Annotated in this window: 13 protein-coding genes; 6 read left to right on the top strand and 7 right to left on the bottom strand. The window is 67.6% G+C overall.

Annotated features, from left to right (window positions below):
* Positions 1 to 18 precede the first annotated feature (18 nt).
* Complete coding sequence (locus ABUA28_RS10025) at positions 19 to 1,563, bottom strand: DHA2 family efflux MFS transporter permease subunit (protein WP_349903991.1); 1,545 nt, start codon at positions 1,561 to 1,563, stop codon at positions 19 to 21.
* A 3-nt stretch (positions 1,564 to 1,566) separates the two neighbouring features.
* Entirely contained in the window at positions 1,567 to 2,163 is a 597-nt protein-coding gene (locus ABUA28_RS10020) for a PadR family transcriptional regulator (RefSeq protein WP_349903989.1), read from the bottom strand.
* A gap of 198 nt (positions 2,164 to 2,361) precedes the next feature.
* Here ABUA28_RS10020 and purS point away from each other — a divergent pair, with 198 nt between their 5' ends.
* From purS to ABUA28_RS10005, 3 genes are all read left to right on the top strand, one after another.
* On the top strand, positions 2,362 to 2,679 hold the full coding sequence (gene purS, locus ABUA28_RS10015) for a phosphoribosylformylglycinamidine synthase subunit PurS (RefSeq protein WP_349903987.1): 318 nt from the start codon (positions 2,362 to 2,364) through the stop codon (positions 2,677 to 2,679).
* Positions 2,679 to 3,374, top strand: coding sequence for a phosphoribosylformylglycinamidine synthase subunit PurQ (gene purQ, locus ABUA28_RS10010; RefSeq protein ID WP_349903986.1), 696 nt, complete (start codon positions 2,679 to 2,681; stop codon positions 3,372 to 3,374). The genes purS and purQ overlap by 1 nt, the downstream gene beginning before the upstream one ends.
* A 156-nt stretch (positions 3,375 to 3,530) precedes the next feature.
* Positions 3,531 to 4,013: a DUF3817 domain-containing protein gene (locus tag ABUA28_RS10005; RefSeq protein ID WP_349903984.1), complete on the top strand. Its 483-nt coding sequence runs from the start codon at positions 3,531 to 3,533 to the stop codon at positions 4,011 to 4,013.
* On the opposite strand, the gene ABUA28_RS10000 is transcribed toward ABUA28_RS10005, so the two are convergent.
* On the bottom strand, positions 3,994 to 5,073 hold the full coding sequence (locus tag ABUA28_RS10000) for a mechanosensitive ion channel family protein (RefSeq protein WP_349903982.1): 1,080 nt from the start codon (positions 5,071 to 5,073) through the stop codon (positions 3,994 to 3,996). The genes ABUA28_RS10005 and ABUA28_RS10000 overlap by 20 nt on opposite strands.
* 269 nt (positions 5,074 to 5,342) lie before the next feature.
* Between ABUA28_RS10000 and purL the strand changes: the two genes are divergently transcribed.
* On the top strand, positions 5,343 to 7,619 hold the full coding sequence (gene purL, locus ABUA28_RS09995) for a phosphoribosylformylglycinamidine synthase subunit PurL (RefSeq protein ID WP_349904080.1): 2,277 nt from the start codon (positions 5,343 to 5,345) through the stop codon (positions 7,617 to 7,619).
* A 5-nt stretch (positions 7,620 to 7,624) separates the two neighbouring features.
* Here purL and ABUA28_RS09990 read toward each other — a convergent pair whose 3' ends face one another.
* Together ABUA28_RS09990 and ABUA28_RS09985 are read right to left on the bottom strand one after the other, a co-directional pair.
* Complete coding sequence (locus ABUA28_RS09990) at positions 7,625 to 8,293, bottom strand: hypothetical protein (RefSeq protein ID WP_349903980.1); 669 nt, start codon at positions 8,291 to 8,293, stop codon at positions 7,625 to 7,627.
* Between the two features lie 145 nt (positions 8,294 to 8,438).
* Positions 8,439 to 9,197 carry a LysR substrate-binding domain-containing protein gene (locus ABUA28_RS09985; protein WP_349903978.1) on the bottom strand — a complete coding sequence of 253 codons (759 nt, stop codon included), beginning with the start codon at positions 9,195 to 9,197 and terminating at the stop codon, positions 8,439 to 8,441.
* Positions 9,198 to 9,232: 35 nt separating this feature from the next.
* Between ABUA28_RS09985 and ABUA28_RS09980 the strand changes: the two genes are divergently transcribed.
* On the top strand, positions 9,233 to 9,640 hold the full coding sequence (locus ABUA28_RS09980) for a DUF5997 family protein (protein ID WP_349903976.1): 408 nt from the start codon (positions 9,233 to 9,235) through the stop codon (positions 9,638 to 9,640).
* A 122-nt stretch (positions 9,641 to 9,762) separates the two neighbouring features.
* Here ABUA28_RS09980 and ABUA28_RS09975 read toward each other — a convergent pair whose 3' ends face one another.
* Positions 9,763 to 10,677 carry an SDR family NAD(P)-dependent oxidoreductase gene (locus tag ABUA28_RS09975; RefSeq protein WP_349903974.1) on the bottom strand — a complete coding sequence of 305 codons (915 nt, stop codon included), beginning with the start codon at positions 10,675 to 10,677 and terminating at the stop codon, positions 9,763 to 9,765.
* A complete protein-coding gene (locus tag ABUA28_RS09970) occupies positions 10,674 to 11,021 on the bottom strand; it encodes a chorismate mutase (protein ID WP_349903973.1) in 348 nt (115 codons plus the stop codon). The genes ABUA28_RS09975 and ABUA28_RS09970 overlap by 4 nt, the downstream gene beginning before the upstream one ends.
* A 160-nt stretch (positions 11,022 to 11,181) precedes the next feature.
* Between ABUA28_RS09970 and ABUA28_RS09965 the strand changes: the two genes are divergently transcribed.
* A complete protein-coding gene (locus ABUA28_RS09965) occupies positions 11,182 to 14,526 on the top strand; it encodes an ATP-binding protein (RefSeq protein ID WP_349903971.1) in 3,345 nt (1,114 codons plus the stop codon).
* The last annotated feature ends 7 nt before the right edge of the window (positions 14,527 to 14,533 follow it).

The following is a 14,533-nucleotide window of genomic DNA, read 5'->3' as shown; positions in this document are numbered from 1 at the left end:
TGACGCCTATCGCTCTGGCTACGTGCCCTGCGGAGCCGGTTCTCCCGACACCACGGGCACGTCAGCGGTCGCGGGAACGTGGCGATCCCATCCGGTAACCTTGCCCGGCTTCGCGAGGAACAACACTACGATCGCGCCGAGAATCGCCACACACGCGGGCAGCAGCAGTGATTCGGCCATCGCGGAGGTGAACCCGGCGTGCAGGAAGCTCGGAAGCGCACCGAGCGCCCCGAACTCACCGCCGGAGCCCGATCCCGCCGCGGGGTTCTTCGGCAGGTCAGCGGCGAGCCGTGCCTGCATCAGCACGGCGATGGATGCGCTGCCGAGCACGGCGCCGATCTGCCGGGTCACGTTGTACACACCGGACCCCGCACCCGCATCCCTCGGCGTGAGGTCGCGGGTCACCGTCGTGGAAAGGGGCGCCCAAATGCACGCGTTGGCGAGCCCGAGCACGGCGCTCGGCAACAGCAGCCAGAAGATGTCCACGCCTGGGGAGAGGATCGCCGCGTACCAGAACAGCGCGATCGCGAGGAAGACGAGCCCGAGGAACGCGGTGTTCCGCGGGTTCGTGCGGTCGATGATCTTGCCGACAACGGGCGCGAGCCCGGCGGAGAGCACCGCCATCGGCACGAGCATGAGCGCGGACTGGGTCGGGGTGAGGCCGCGCACCGTCTGGAAGAAGAACACGAGCGGCAGCGACATGCAGGTGATGGTGAATCCGACCGTGACGATCGCCGCGTTAGCCACGGAGAAGTTGCGAACCCGAAACAGCTTGAGCGGCAGAAGAGGTTCGCCCCGGTTGAACACCTGCCACACGATGAACAGGCCGAGCACGACGATGCCGCTGATGATGAGGCTCCACACGCTGATCGGGCCGACGATCGTGCCCCAGTTGTAGCTCTCGCCCTCCTGCAGGCCGAAGACGAGCAGGAACATCCCGGCGGCACTGAGCGCGACACCGAACCAGTCGAAACGGTGGCGGTGCGTTGTGAGAGCGGGCACCAGCCGCCAGGCCAGAACGAACGCGACGATGCCGACGGGCACGTTGACGAAGAAGATCCACTCCCAGCCGAAGCCGTCGACGAGCACGCCACCGAGGATCGGGCCGACCAGGGTCGCGACGCCCGCCACGGAGCCCCACACGCCCATGGCCGCACCGCGCCGATCCGGCGGGAAGATGCGCGTGATGACCGCCATCGTCTGCGGGGTCATGAGCGAAGCGCCGAGGCCCTGCACGACGCGGGCCGCGATCAGCGTGCCGATCGAGTCGGAAAGTCCACACCAGGCCGAGGCCACCGTGAACAGTACGAGCCCGATCATGTAGAGGTTCTTCGGCCCGAAGCGGTCACCGAGCCTGCCGGTGATCAGAAGCGGCACGGCGTAGGCGAGCAGGTATGCGCTCGTGACCCAGATGACCGCGTTGATGTCGGTGTTGAGGCCCGTCATGATCGAGGGGTTCGCCACAGACACGATGGTCGTGTCGATGAGAATCATGAAGAACCCGAGCACGAGGGCCCACAGGGCCGGCCACGGACTCACGGCCGTGGGGGTGTCTGACTGCATGTGTTATTCCTTGCTGACTAGTTGGGGGGCCTGGTCATTGTGCGGCCAGGGGATGACATTGGCATGGAGGTCAGCGAGCAGCTGGCGCAGCCACTGCACCTCCGCGGACTGGATGGCGTGGGAGTAGCCCACATTGAGCACGAACGCCGGGTTGACCTGCTTCGCCTCGGTCTCTCGGATGCCGTCCTCGATCTCTTCGAGGTCAGCCTCCAGCAGGGCAAGTCGCCGACCAAGCAGTTCGACGACGGTATCCTTCGGCAGGTTGTGCGCCTCCCCGATGGCCAGCGGAAACTCCGGATACTCGTTCACCGGAGTGGCGAGCATTTCGGCGACCCGCAGGGCGAGAGTCTCCCGACCCTCCGCGGTGATCTCGTAGATCGTGCGCTCCGGCCGGTTGCCCTCCCGTTCCGTCGTCGTGGAGCGAACCAGCCCACGACTCTCGAGCCAGTGCACCTTGTGATAGAGCGATCCGGGCCGCACCTTGACGACGCGGTCCTCGTGACGCTGGATGAGCAGTTGATACATCTCGTAGGGGTGCATGGGACGCTCCATGAGCAGCGCCAAGGCAGAGATGCCCAGCGCAGAACCGTTCGCCGCCATGTCTGCCTCCCATCGAAAGCTATTCCCCGCCGATTATTCCAAGTGGAATATACGCCGATCCTCCCGCCATCACAAGCTGTCCCGACGAATGCATCCAGGCCTGACCCCGAACGAGCCGGACTTCATCCGACCAGTCAGCCATCCACGCTCCGGTAGACTGGCGGCATCCACCCACAGGCGAACTCTATGGAGTCAGCGATGCCCACAATCGTCGTCGAGGTCATGCCCAAGGCCGAACTGCTCGACCCCCAGGGCAAGGCCGTTGCAGGCGCACTGGCCAGGCTCGGCAAGACCGGTTTCACCGGCGTGCGCATCGGCAAGCGCTTCGAGATCACGGTCGACGGGCCGGTGACGGATGCCGTGCTCGGCGAAGTGCGCACGCTCGCCGACGAGATGTTCTCCAACTCCGTCATCGAAGATGTCGTGGGCATCTCCGTCGACGGCACCTCGGTTGACGGCACAGCTGTGGACGGCGAGACGATCGTGGTGCACGGCGTCGCCGGAGAGACCCACTGATGCGTATCGGCGTCATCACCTTTCCGGGTTCGCTCGACGACCGTGACGCCCAGCGTGCCATCGATCTCGCCGGAGCGGAGCCCGTGGCCCTGTGGCACGGCGACCACAGTCTGAACGGCGTCGACGCGATCGTGCTTCCCGGCGGCTTCAGCTACGGCGACTATCTGCGCTGCGGCGCGATCGCCGCGCACTCGCCGATCATGAGCGAAGTCGTCGCCGCTGCGAACGCGGGGATGCCCGTGCTCGGCATCTGCAACGGCTTCCAGATGCTCACCGAGGCACATCTGCTGCCCGGCGGCCTCGTGCGCAACGACCACGGCAACTTCATCTGCCGCGACCAGGTGCTGCGCGTGGAGAATGCCTCCACGGCCTGGACCAACGAGTTCGAGACCGATGCCGAGATCATCATCCCGTTGAAGAACGGCGAGGGCGGATTCATCGCGTCCCCCGACGAGCTCGAGCGCATCGAGGGCGAGGGCCAGGTGGTGTTCCGCTACCTCGGCGTCAACCCGAACGGCTCGATGAACGACATCGCCGGTGTCTCGAACGCCCGCGGCAATGTGGTCGGCCTCATGCCGCATCCGGAGCACGCGACCGAGCCCGGGTTCGGCCCGGACACCGCCGCGGCCATGCGCAGCGGCATCGACGGGCTCGCGTTCTTCACGAGCGCCCTCCGCGCCCTCGCCGCGGTCTGACCACTTCCACCCCTTCCTCGTGGCGGGAGAAGTGTGCTCGCGGAGGGAGTCACGACCCCCGCCGCGAGAAGGTTTCTCCCGCCGCGCACCAGATTCAAACTTTCGGACCATGTGCACCGCCGCGGTCCTTGGCAGCATGAAGGAGTGACTACAACCATGACCTCCCCCAGCCGCGTGACCCCGCGCTCCTTCTACCGCGTCCTGTCCATTGCCGAAGCGGTGACCTGGACGCTGCTGATCGCCGGGATGCTGCTGAAGTACGTTGCGAACGCCGGCAGTCTGCCGGTGCTGATCGGCGGCTCCATCCACGGGTTCGTCTTCATCAGCTACGCGCTGACCGCAGCGCTCGTCGGCCTGAACCAGCGCTGGAAGATCGGTCAGGTCGTGCTCGCCGTCGCGACCGCAATCGTGCCGTACGCCACCATCCCGTTCGACCGCTGGCTCGAGCGCAAGGGCATGCTCGAGGGCGAGTGGCGGCTCGAGGCAACGGATGACCCTCGCGACAAGGGCTGGATCGACCGGCTGATGCGCTGGTTCCTCAACCACCCCGTCGTGCTCGGCGTGATCCTCATCGTCGCGATCGCCGTGGTGTTCACGGTGCTGGTCAGCCTCGGACCGCCTACCGAGTGGGGTCGTTGACCCTCTCGCCATCGCGGTCCGCTGTCGCCTCGGGCATCAGCACGCGCGTCACCGGCAGGGCGTCCGGATGCTCCTGCTGGAGCCAGCCGACGAGCCGTTCGCGAACGAGACAGCGCAGGTTCCACAGCGCGCCGGAGTCCTTCGCTGAGACCGTGCACCGCACGCTCAGGTGCCCGCCGACGGCATCCACGACCACCATGCCGCCGGAGCGCCCGTCCCAGTAGTCGGACTCCTGCACGATGTCCATGAACTTTGCCCTGGCCTCTTCCACCGGAAATCGCCAGTCGACATCGAAGTACACGGTGCCCATGATGAGGGCGCTGTTCCTGGTCCAGCTCTCGAACGGCTTGCTCGTGAAGTAGGTGCAGGGCAGCACCAGTCGCCGCTCGTCCCACACGTTCACGACGACATACGAGAGGGTGATCTCGCCGATCCTGCCCCAGTTGCCCTCGACGACAACGACATCATCCACGCGAATCGCGTTGCTGAAGACCAACTGGATGCCCGCGATCAGGTTGCCGAGTGTCGACTGCGCGGCGAGTCCCGCGATGATGCTCACGATGCCGGCAGAGGCCAGCACGCTCGTGCCCACCGCCCGCACCTCGGGAAAGGAGAAGAGCACCACCCCGACCGCGACGATGCTGATGAGCACGGTCGTCAGGCGGCGGAGCACGAGCAGCTGGGTGCGCATGCGGCGCATCTCGGGAAGCGTCGCATCCGTCAGGGTCTCACGACCGAGCATCCGTGCAAACCCGAAGGACGCGAGTCCCGCCACGAGCCACGCCCCGACCAGAACCGTCGCGATGAAGAAGGTGCGCGAGAGCGCCACCCACCACGAGTACTCCGCTGGAGCGGTCAGCGTCGCCGCTACCCAGAGCGCCACCAGCAGGAGAAGAACAAGCGTGCGCACGCGCAGCCGCACGATGAGGGCGTGCAGTGCCGGGGCTCTCTTGTCGATGCGCGAGTTGGTCACCCAGAGAACCAGCGCCGCGGCCGCGACAACAACCACGGCGATCGCCGCCGCGACAAGCGTGCCCAGCCAGTCGGTCCATTCGAACATGCGAATCTCCCTTCGACGTGCAATCAGACCAGCCTAGGCAGTCGCCTTCGACGGGCCCACTGCGGCGGGAAGGTCACGCCTGCCGCGGGCGCGGTCACACGAGAGAACGCGCGCCCGGCACCGGTAGAATTACGGTGTTCCGGCACGCCCTCGATTCAGGAGCTCTTCGCCACGTGACTTCTTCCCCAGCCTCGGCATCATCGTCCCCGGATCTCGACAAGCTCGACCAGCAGGGGCAGGGCGCGCAGGCCGACACCGTTGCGAACGCGATCGCCACGCCGGAGCGGGTACAGCCCTACGCCGCACTCGGACTCACCGAGAGCGAATATCACAGCATCCGCGAAATTCTCGGTCGCCGTCCCACGAGCGGCGAGCTCGCCATGTACTCGGTGATGTGGAGCGAGCACTGCTCTTACAAGAGCTCCAAGAAATACCTGCGCCAGTTCGGCGAGAAGACCACCGAGAAGATGCGCAAGAACCTCATGGTGGGCATGGGCGAGAACGCCGGTGTCGTGGATGTGGGCGAGGGCTGGGCGGTGACCTTCAAGGTCGAGTCGCACAACCACCCCTCCTTCATAGAGCCGTTCCAAGGGGCAGCGACCGGTGTCGGCGGTATCGTCCGCGACATCATCTCCATGGGTGCCCGCCCGGTCGCGGTGATGGACCAGCTGCGCTTCGGTGCGATCGACGACCCGGACACCGCGCGCGTCGTGCACGGCGTGGTCTCCGGCATCTCCTTCTACGGCAACTGCCTGGGACTCCCGAACATCGGCGGCGAGACCTGGTTCGACCCGGTGTACCAGGGCAACCCGCTCGTGAACGCACTCTCGGTGGGCGTGCTGCGCCACGAAGACCTGCACCTCGCGAACGCTCGAGGCGTGGGTAACAAGGTCGTGTTGTTCGGGGCCCGCACCGGTGGAGACGGCATCGGCGGAGCATCCATTCTCGCCTCCGACACCTTCAGCGAGGGCGGCCCGACCAAGCGTCCGGCCGTGCAGGTAGGCGACCCGTTCGCCGAGAAGGTACTCATCGAGTGCTGCCTCGAGCTCTTCAAGGGCGAACTGGTGGAGGGCATCCAGGACCTGGGTGCCGCCGGCATCAGCTGCGCCACCTCGGAGCTCGCCTCGAACGGCGACGGCGGCATGTTCATCGAGCTCGACCGGGTGCTGCTGCGCGACCCCTCGCTCACCGCGGAGGAGATCCTCATGTCGGAGAGCCAGGAGCGCATGATGGCGGTCGTGACTCCCGAGAAGCTCGAGGGCTTCCTCGCCGTCACCGCAAAGTGGGATGTCGAGACGAGCGTGCTGGGCGAGGTCACCGACACCGGGCGGCTCATCATCAACTGGCACGGCGAAGAGATCGTCAACGTGCTGCCGCGCACCGTCGCGGTCGATGGGCCCGTATACGACCGGCCCGTTGCCTACCCGAGCTGGATCGACGCGCTGCAGGCGGATTCGGCATCCAGGCTCTCCAAGGCGACGACGCCGGAGGAGCTCCGCGAGCAGGCCATCGCGCTGCTCGGCAGCCCCAACCTCGCCTCGAAGGAATGGGTGACCGACCAGTACGACCGCTATGTCGGCGGCAACACGGCACTGAGTTTTCCGGATGACGGCGGCATGATCCGCGTCGACGAGGGCAGCGGTCTCGGCTTCGCGATTGCCTCGGATGCCAATGGACGCTACTGCCAGCTCGACCCGCGTCAGGGTGCGAAGCTCGCCCTCGCCGAGGCGTACCGCAACGTCGCCGTCACGGGCGCGACCCCTGTCGCTGTCTCTGACTGCCTCAACTTCGGCTCACCGGAGAACCCCGAGGTGATGTGGCAGTTCAGCGAGGCCGTCGAAGGCATGTCAGACGGATGCCTCGAACTGGAGATCCCCGTCACGGGCGGCAACGTGAGCTTCTACAACCAGACCGGCAGCGAGCCCATCCACCCGACCCCGGTGGCCGCGGTGCTCGGCGTGATCGACGATGTCGCGAAGCGCATCCCGAGTGGCTGGCAGGACGAAGGCAACAACATCTACCTGCTCGGCATCACGCGCGAGGAGCTCGACGGCTCCGCGTGGGCCGGGGTGATCCACGATCACCTGGGCGGGCATCCGCCACTCGTCGACTTCAAGGCCGAAGCGGCGCTGGCGGCACTCATCCGCGCGGGTGGCAGCCAGAGCATCCTCGCCTCCGCGCACGACCTCAGCGACGGCGGCCTCATGCAGGCACTCGCGGAGGCCGTGCTGCGCTTCGGCGTCGGCGCCCGCGTGTGGATCACCGAGATCATGCAGCGCGACGGCGTGGATGCGACGGCGGCGCTGTTCAGTGAGTCGACCGGCCGCGTGATCGTGAGTGTTCCCCGCGAGGACGACGTGAAGTTCGTGGGCCTGTGCGAGGGCCGCGGCTATCCGGTGCTGCGCATCGGGGTGACGGATGCCTCGGCCGAGGCAGGCCAGGGAGCGCTCGAGGTGCAGGACTACTTCACGTTCTCCATCGACGAGTTGCGCCGCGTGCACCGCGGAACCCTCCCGACGCACTTCGGCCCCGTCGTCGGCGCCTGACGCCTTTACTTGATGAGCGAGCGCCGGTAGTCGAGGATCAGCACCGCGACAAGGATGCCGAACGTCACTGACACGTTCGGCATGAATCCCGGCTGGATCACGGCTGCCACGACGCACAATCCCATCGCGATCAACACACAGGTCCACAGGGCGAGCCGAATCGGCACCACCGCCGCGAACAGGATCGACAGCGCCGCAATGCCGAACATGGCGATGGGCAGCGTCAGATGCTGAACCCACTCGCTCCTACCGGGGTTCACGTATCCGATCACGTAGGCGACGACGATGTTCGGCAGAAGCGCGACGACGGCGAGCAGCTGGGCGCGGATCCGCCGCAGCCGTGACCGCCGCACCGGTGGCGCCAGCAGGAGTGACGCGAGCACAACGACGGCCGCGTACGCACCGAAGACAGTGAGGCCGAACGGGAGGTACGGCAGCGTCCCCGGGCACACGTATCCGATCGCAATACCCGGCGCCGGTTTGCAGCCGTAGTGCAGCTGATCCTGCACAAACCTCAGGAAGAGCGACCCGGATGCGGCGGCGGCGAACAGTCCGACGAGAACGTAGGCGAGGGCGAGGCCGCGACCGCGGTCCCTCGGTGGCAGGGACTTCAGCGGCTTCGGGAGCGGATCCATCGCGTAATGCCGACGCGTGGCCGACGGGCCAGTACTCATCAATCGCCTTCGATTCGGGTGAGTGCAACTGTAGCCGAGCCGCGGCCCGCCTGGTCAGCCCGGCAGCGGCAGGATCGTTGGCGATTTCCGCCCTAAGACTCGAATTTTGGGGCGGAAATCGCCAACGATCATCCGGCAGGTCAGGTCAGTGGGGGCGACGCTTCTTGCGGGCGGCCGCGTTCTTGCGCCGTTGGGCGAAGGATGCACCGCCGGGCTTCCCCGATTGTGGCTTCGCCGGTGAGCGCGCTGCGCCCTTTCCGCTGCGCTTGGGCTTCGCCGCGGATGCCTCGTCCACGACCGCAGAACGAGAGCTGCGAGCGGTGCGGCCGCGCACGATACCGATGAACTCCTCGATGAGGGAGGCGACAGAAGACGGATGCGGGTCTGCGAGCCAGGCCACGGCGATCTGGGTCGTCGAGGCATCCGTCACGGGTCTCGACACGAGGTCCCTGCGACTCTGCAGGCGCGCGATCGAGTGCGGCACGATCAGGATGCCGACCCCGGCGGCCACGAGGTCGAAGTCCGCGCGCCCGAACATCGAGCCGGTCTTCACGGACTCGCCCGCCAGGTCGGCGAGCACGAGCGAGTCGGCCGCCGCGATCGCGTGGTCCTTCGCGGCAACGGCGACGGCGACCTCGCGGTAGAGCGGGATGACGTTCAGACCGTTCGCATCGATCGGCAGCCGCACGAAGGCAAGCTGCGCCCGCCCGTCGCGGAGAACGGCCACTTGCTCACTCTCCGTCGCCTCGGTGGCGGTGAGCGGCACATCCGGCCGCCGCTCCTTCCAGATGTGCGTCCACTTGCTGAGCGTCACGCCCGCGACGTAGGTGATCGCGAGATGATCGACGGAGTCGCTCTCGGCCATCTTCATCAGCTCCCAGGTCGATCGCGCACCGGCATTCATTTTCCACAGGCTAACGCAGCGGATACGCTGGCCGGATGAGCGAGCAGCGATCAGACCAGTCAATGAAGCCGCAGTTCCTGAAGGCGGAGACCGCGGCCAAGAAGCTGGGGATCTACCTGCCCGCTGCCCCCGCAGAGTTTCGCGACTCCCCCGTGAGCCGGTCCGAGTTGAACGCGCTCATTGCCGAGCCTCCCGTCTGGCTCGTCGAGCTGCGCCGCACCGGACCGCATCCTCGCCCAGAGGTCGCCCGCAAGCTCGGCGTCTCGATCTCCGGCCTCGCGCGCGCCGGGGTCACCGAACCGCTCACGACGGATGACATCACCGAGCTGTTGAAGAGCCCTCCCGCCTGGCTCGTGGCCGAGCGCGCGACTCACGCCGAGGTGCAGGACGAGAACGCCCGCGTGAAGGCGGATCGCGCGGCGAAGCGCGCCCGCGAGCAGTAGAGCGGGCTACTCGCGTCTCGGCGGTAACGACGGATGAATTGCGACACGCCGCGAGAATCGGCCAGATAACGCGGCGTGTCTCCGCATCTCCGACATTGCCGTCGGCCCGCGAGTGACCCCGGTCAGACCTCGAACGTCTGCCCCACGAGTTCCTCGGAGCGCGCCCACAGCGCGCGGCCGAGCACCTCTTCCTGGCTGACCCTGGCCGGCTTCACGAGCGACGGCATCGGGGTGAGCAGGCGCGGTCCCCAGTACTGGCCGCCCCGCGCATCCGGGTCGAGGGCGGCGCGCACGATCGGCCAGGCGGCCGTGCTCTTGCCTCGGGCGATCACGTAGACGAGACCGAGCATCCGCTGCAGCAGGGTCGGCTCCACGATGCCCGCACGGAACGGGCTCTTGGCGTCCTGCGCGGCACCCGGATGCGCGACGAGCGCGGTCACCGGACTCTCGGAGGCGCGCAGGCGGCGATCCAGCTCGAAGCCGAAGGACTGCGTGGCGTGCTTGGACTGCCCGTACGCCCGCCAGCTTGAGTAGTTCTTCGTGCTCTGCAGGTTGTCGAGATCGATGCGGGTGAGGTGCGTCGATCCGCTGCCCATTGTGACGACCCGGCTGCCCGGTGTCGCACGCAGGGTCGGGTAGAGCAGCGCCGTGAGCAGGAAGTGGCCGAGGTGGTTGGTGCCGAACATGAGCTCGTTGCCGTCGACCGTCTCCTGACGCTCCCGGCTCGGCATGATCACGCCGGCGTTCTCGATGAGCGCATCGATGCGTCCGAGTGCGGCCAGCTCTGCCGCCGCTGTACGGACCGAGGCGAAGGAACCGAGGTCGAGGTGGACGAAGCCGACGTCCGCACCGGGCGCGTGCCCTGCGATCGACGCGATGGCGACATCCGCTTTGGCCTTGTTGCGGCCCGCGACGATGACCTTCGCACCGGTGCGGGCGAGCTGCTCAGAGATGAAATAGCCGATGCCGGATGCTCCACCCGTGACGACGAAGACCCTGCCCGGCTGCGGGGGCAGGTCGATCGGGTCCCAGCTCACGCGTCTTCGTCTGGCTCGTCGAAGCTGGGGTCCGCGGCGATGGTGACCGAGCCTGTGCTCGCGATCTGCTCGTGCTGGTGGATGACCTCCGCGACGATGAAGTTCAGGAACTTCTCGCCGAACGCCGGGTCGAGGCGCGACTCCACGGCGAGGTCGCGCAGGCGGGCGATCTGGTGGCTCTCACGCTCGAGGTCGGCCGGCGGCATGCCGTTCGCGGCCTTGAGATGGCCAACCTGCTGCGTGCACTTGAACCGCTCGGCGAGCAGGTGGATGAGTGCCGCATCGATGTTGTCGATGCTGTTGCGCAGGCTGCGCAGCTCCGAGGCCGCGTCTGACTCGCTCATGGTGACCTCCCGGGTCGGTCGCACGTTCGTGCGCGCTACAAATCTAGGGCCTTTCGCGCGCTGGCCGTTTCTTCGTTACCCGCCCGCCAACGAAGTGGGTGCGGCACGATACGCCCGCGGGAGGATGGAACGGATGCTCTCGGCGGCTAAAATCAGCGGAATGGCTTCAACCGCACGCACAGACTCCACGCGCGACGACGCGCCCGGAGCAGTGAGTGTGGGTGCCACGGTCGACCAGGTCTCGGGCATCCGGGCCGCCGTGCTCGGCCCCGTGCTCGTCGAGGGCCGCTCGGGCACCTTCGTGGAACCCTCCGGTACTCTCGGCAAGAGCCTCATCGTTGCGCTCGCAATCGCGCGCGGCGGTGCGCTGTCTGCCGCTGCGCTGATCGACGAACTCTGGGGCGACGAGCCACCGCGCCAGAGCAAGGCCGCGCTGCAGACCCTGGTGTCCCGCGTGCGCGCGGAGTGCGCGGACGGGCTGCTCGTTTCGGCGAACGGAGGATATGCGCTCGCCGGGCGCGCGTCGGGGAACGAAGAAACAGACCTGACCGACCTCGCGACAGCGGGTCGACTTCGGGATGCGGCACGGGCATCCGCCGCGAGCGACGATTTCACCGCGGCCGAGTCGCACTCGGCTGCGGCCCTCGCCCTCTGGCGCGCTGAGCCCGGCATCGAGCTCGCCGAGGGGCCTGCGGACGACCTTCGTGCGAGGGCGACGACGCTGCGCTCCGAGCTGCAGCGAATCCGCATCGAAAGTCGCCTCCGGCTGGGGCAGTCGGCGGAGGTGATCGCCGACCTGGAGTCGCTGTGCGCCGCAGCGCCCCTCGACGAAGAGCTTCACCTCCTGCTGATGCGGGCACTCGCCAGTGTCGGCCGCCGCAACGACGCCCTGGCGACCTTCGCGGCATTTCGCACCGCGCTGCGCGACGAGCTCGGTAGCTCCCCCTCCGCCGCGCTCGTCGACCTCAACGCCGAGCTGCTGCGGGATGACGCTCCCGCGCCCGCGCAGAAACCGGCACACCGCCTGCGCATCGGCCTTCGCGAGGCGCCCAACTCCCTGATCGGGCGTGACGGTGACCTCCGGGCGCTCGAGGGCCTCATGGGCTCCTCGCGCCTCACCACGATTCTTGGGCCGGGCGGGCTCGGAAAGACGCGCCTGGCGCAGGAGCTCGCGCACCGAGCTGGAGACGCCGCCGTCATCGTCGTCGAGCTGGCGAGCGTACGCTCCGGCGACGACGTGACGCTCGCGCTCGGCTCGACCCTCGGCATCCGGGAGGCGAGTGGGAGCAGCCTGAAACTGACCGACCCGGGCGTGCGGCTCGACGTGCGGGAGCGAATCCTCTCCGTGCTGGGCGAGCGCCAGACGTTCCTGATCATGGACAACTGCGAGCACATCGTGGATGCCGCTGCCGCCTGGATCGCAGACATCCTCGCCTCGACGACCACCGTGCGCATCCTCGCCACCAGCAGGTCGCCGCTGGCGATCAGTGGCGAGAGCGTGTATCCGCTCGACTCGCTGGCGAGCGGCGATGAGGAATCCGGCCTCGGGCCGGCGGCGAAACTGTTCACGGAGCGGGCGCTCGCCGCCCGGCCCGGCGTGACTCTTCCCCTCGGGACGATCACCCGGCTCTGCACCAGACTCGACGGCCTGCCGCTGGCGATCGAATTGGCCGCCGCCCGCGTGCGCTCGATGTCGGTCGAAGAGATCGAACGCCGCCTGAGCAATCGTTTCGCCCTGCTGACGAGTGGCGAGCGCACGGCACCGGAGCGCCATCGCACCCTCTTGGCGGTGATCGACTGGAGCTGGAACCTGCTCGGCGACGACGAGCGCAGACTGCTCCGCAGGCTCTCCCGCTTCCCGGACGGGTTCAGCGCGGAGGCCGCCCAGATCGTCGGGCACGATGCCGAGAGCAGGGATGTCACAGACGCCCTCGATGGGCTCGTCGCCCAGTCGCTCGTCTCTGCATCCGAGAGTCTGTCGACGGGACTCATGCGCTATCGGATGCTTGAGACCGTGCGCGAGTTCGGCGAGATGGCGCTCGTGGATGCCGGGGAAGACCTCGCGGTGAGGGCCGCCATGGCCGAGTGGGCGGAATCGTTCGCCGGAGCGCTCATGGAGTCGCTCGGCAGCACCGGTCAAGTTCGCACCTTCCATCTGCTCGCTCTCGAGCAGGACAATCTGGTCGCCGTACTGCGCACCGCCCTGGATGACGACAGTGCGGATGCGGTGGTCACCGTGTTCGCAACCCTCGCCTACTACTGGGCCATGCGCGGCGCGCACTCGGACATCGGCGGCTTCACGAGCGCGGTTTTGGGCGCCACCAGGGGTTACGTTCCCGATGCCGCCCATCTGACAGCCGCGATCGCCAGCTACATGGTTGTGGCGGCCGCTGCCTTCGTCCGCGACACGCGCAACGCGATGCTCGCCCGCGGCCGCCTGCGCGCGGTGAAGCGACTCGGCGCGGCAAGCGATCCGCGGATCGAGGCGCTGTCAAACCTGTTCCTCGTCTTCACGAAGCCGCAGGTGGCGTTCACGATGTTGGCCGAAGCCCGCGAGTCTGAGGACCTCGGACTGGCCGCGCTCGGCGCCCTGTTGGGTGCGCAAGTGGAGGAGAACGGGGGCGAACTCGACACGGCGATCGCCTCATCGCGTCGCGCCTACGACCTGTCGCTGCCGCTCGGCGACGTGTGGATGCAGTCCACCTCCGCGCAGGCACTCGCGAACCTGTACAGCCAGCACGGCGACACCGAGCGGGCGCTCGAGTGGGCGGAGACCTCGCGCGTCGGCATGAACGCGCTGCAGGCGAGCTCGGACCTGCAGCAGCTCAACTGGGTCATCGCGATGAACGAGATCGGCAGTGCGCCGGAGGAGGCGCGAGGCATCTTCGACAGCTTCGTCGCCCAGAGCGACGAGGATCTCGGCCCAGACTTCGCTGACCTGCGCTCGATCGGCTGGGCCGGGCTCGCAGAACTCGCGATCGGAGCCGGGCACACCGACGAGGGCCTCGAGCTCTACCGCACCTCGGTCGATTCCTTCGGCCGGGAGAAGGGGCGGATGGCGCCCTGGTATGTCATCATGGCCGCGGCCTGCCTCTGCGCCCACGCGCGCGCCGAGTCGGCCGACTCCGCGTACCTCGACACGCTCGCCCACCGGGTGCGGATACGCGTGCTCGTATCGAGCAGGACTCGCCGAGAGTTCATGGACCTACCCGTCATGGGTGCGTCGATCGTCGGGATCTCCGCCTGGCTGCGATCGAAGTCGGGCGAAAACGCCGCGCGCCTGCACGAGATAGGACTCCGTCTGCTGTTCCTCGCCGAGGCGATGGGCGGCCGGCAGGATATGCCGTCACTGAACCACGCGAGGCAGGTGGATGAGGCGGTCGCCGCCCACGGGACATCCTCGGTCGACGCGGCCAGGGCATCCGTCGCGGGGCTCTCCCCGAAGCAGGCCGTCGCCCTCGCCTGCGAACTGCTCCGCGACCCCGTCGTCATGTACATCGCCTAACGCCCCC

The sequence above is a fragment of the Parafrigoribacterium humi genome (genome assembly GCF_040227205.1).
Classification (GTDB): domain Bacteria; phylum Actinomycetota; class Actinomycetes; order Actinomycetales; family Microbacteriaceae; genus Parafrigoribacterium_A; species Parafrigoribacterium_A humi.
The sequence above is the reverse complement of the archived record's forward strand: the minus strand, read 5'-3'. Positions and strand labels throughout refer to the sequence as shown.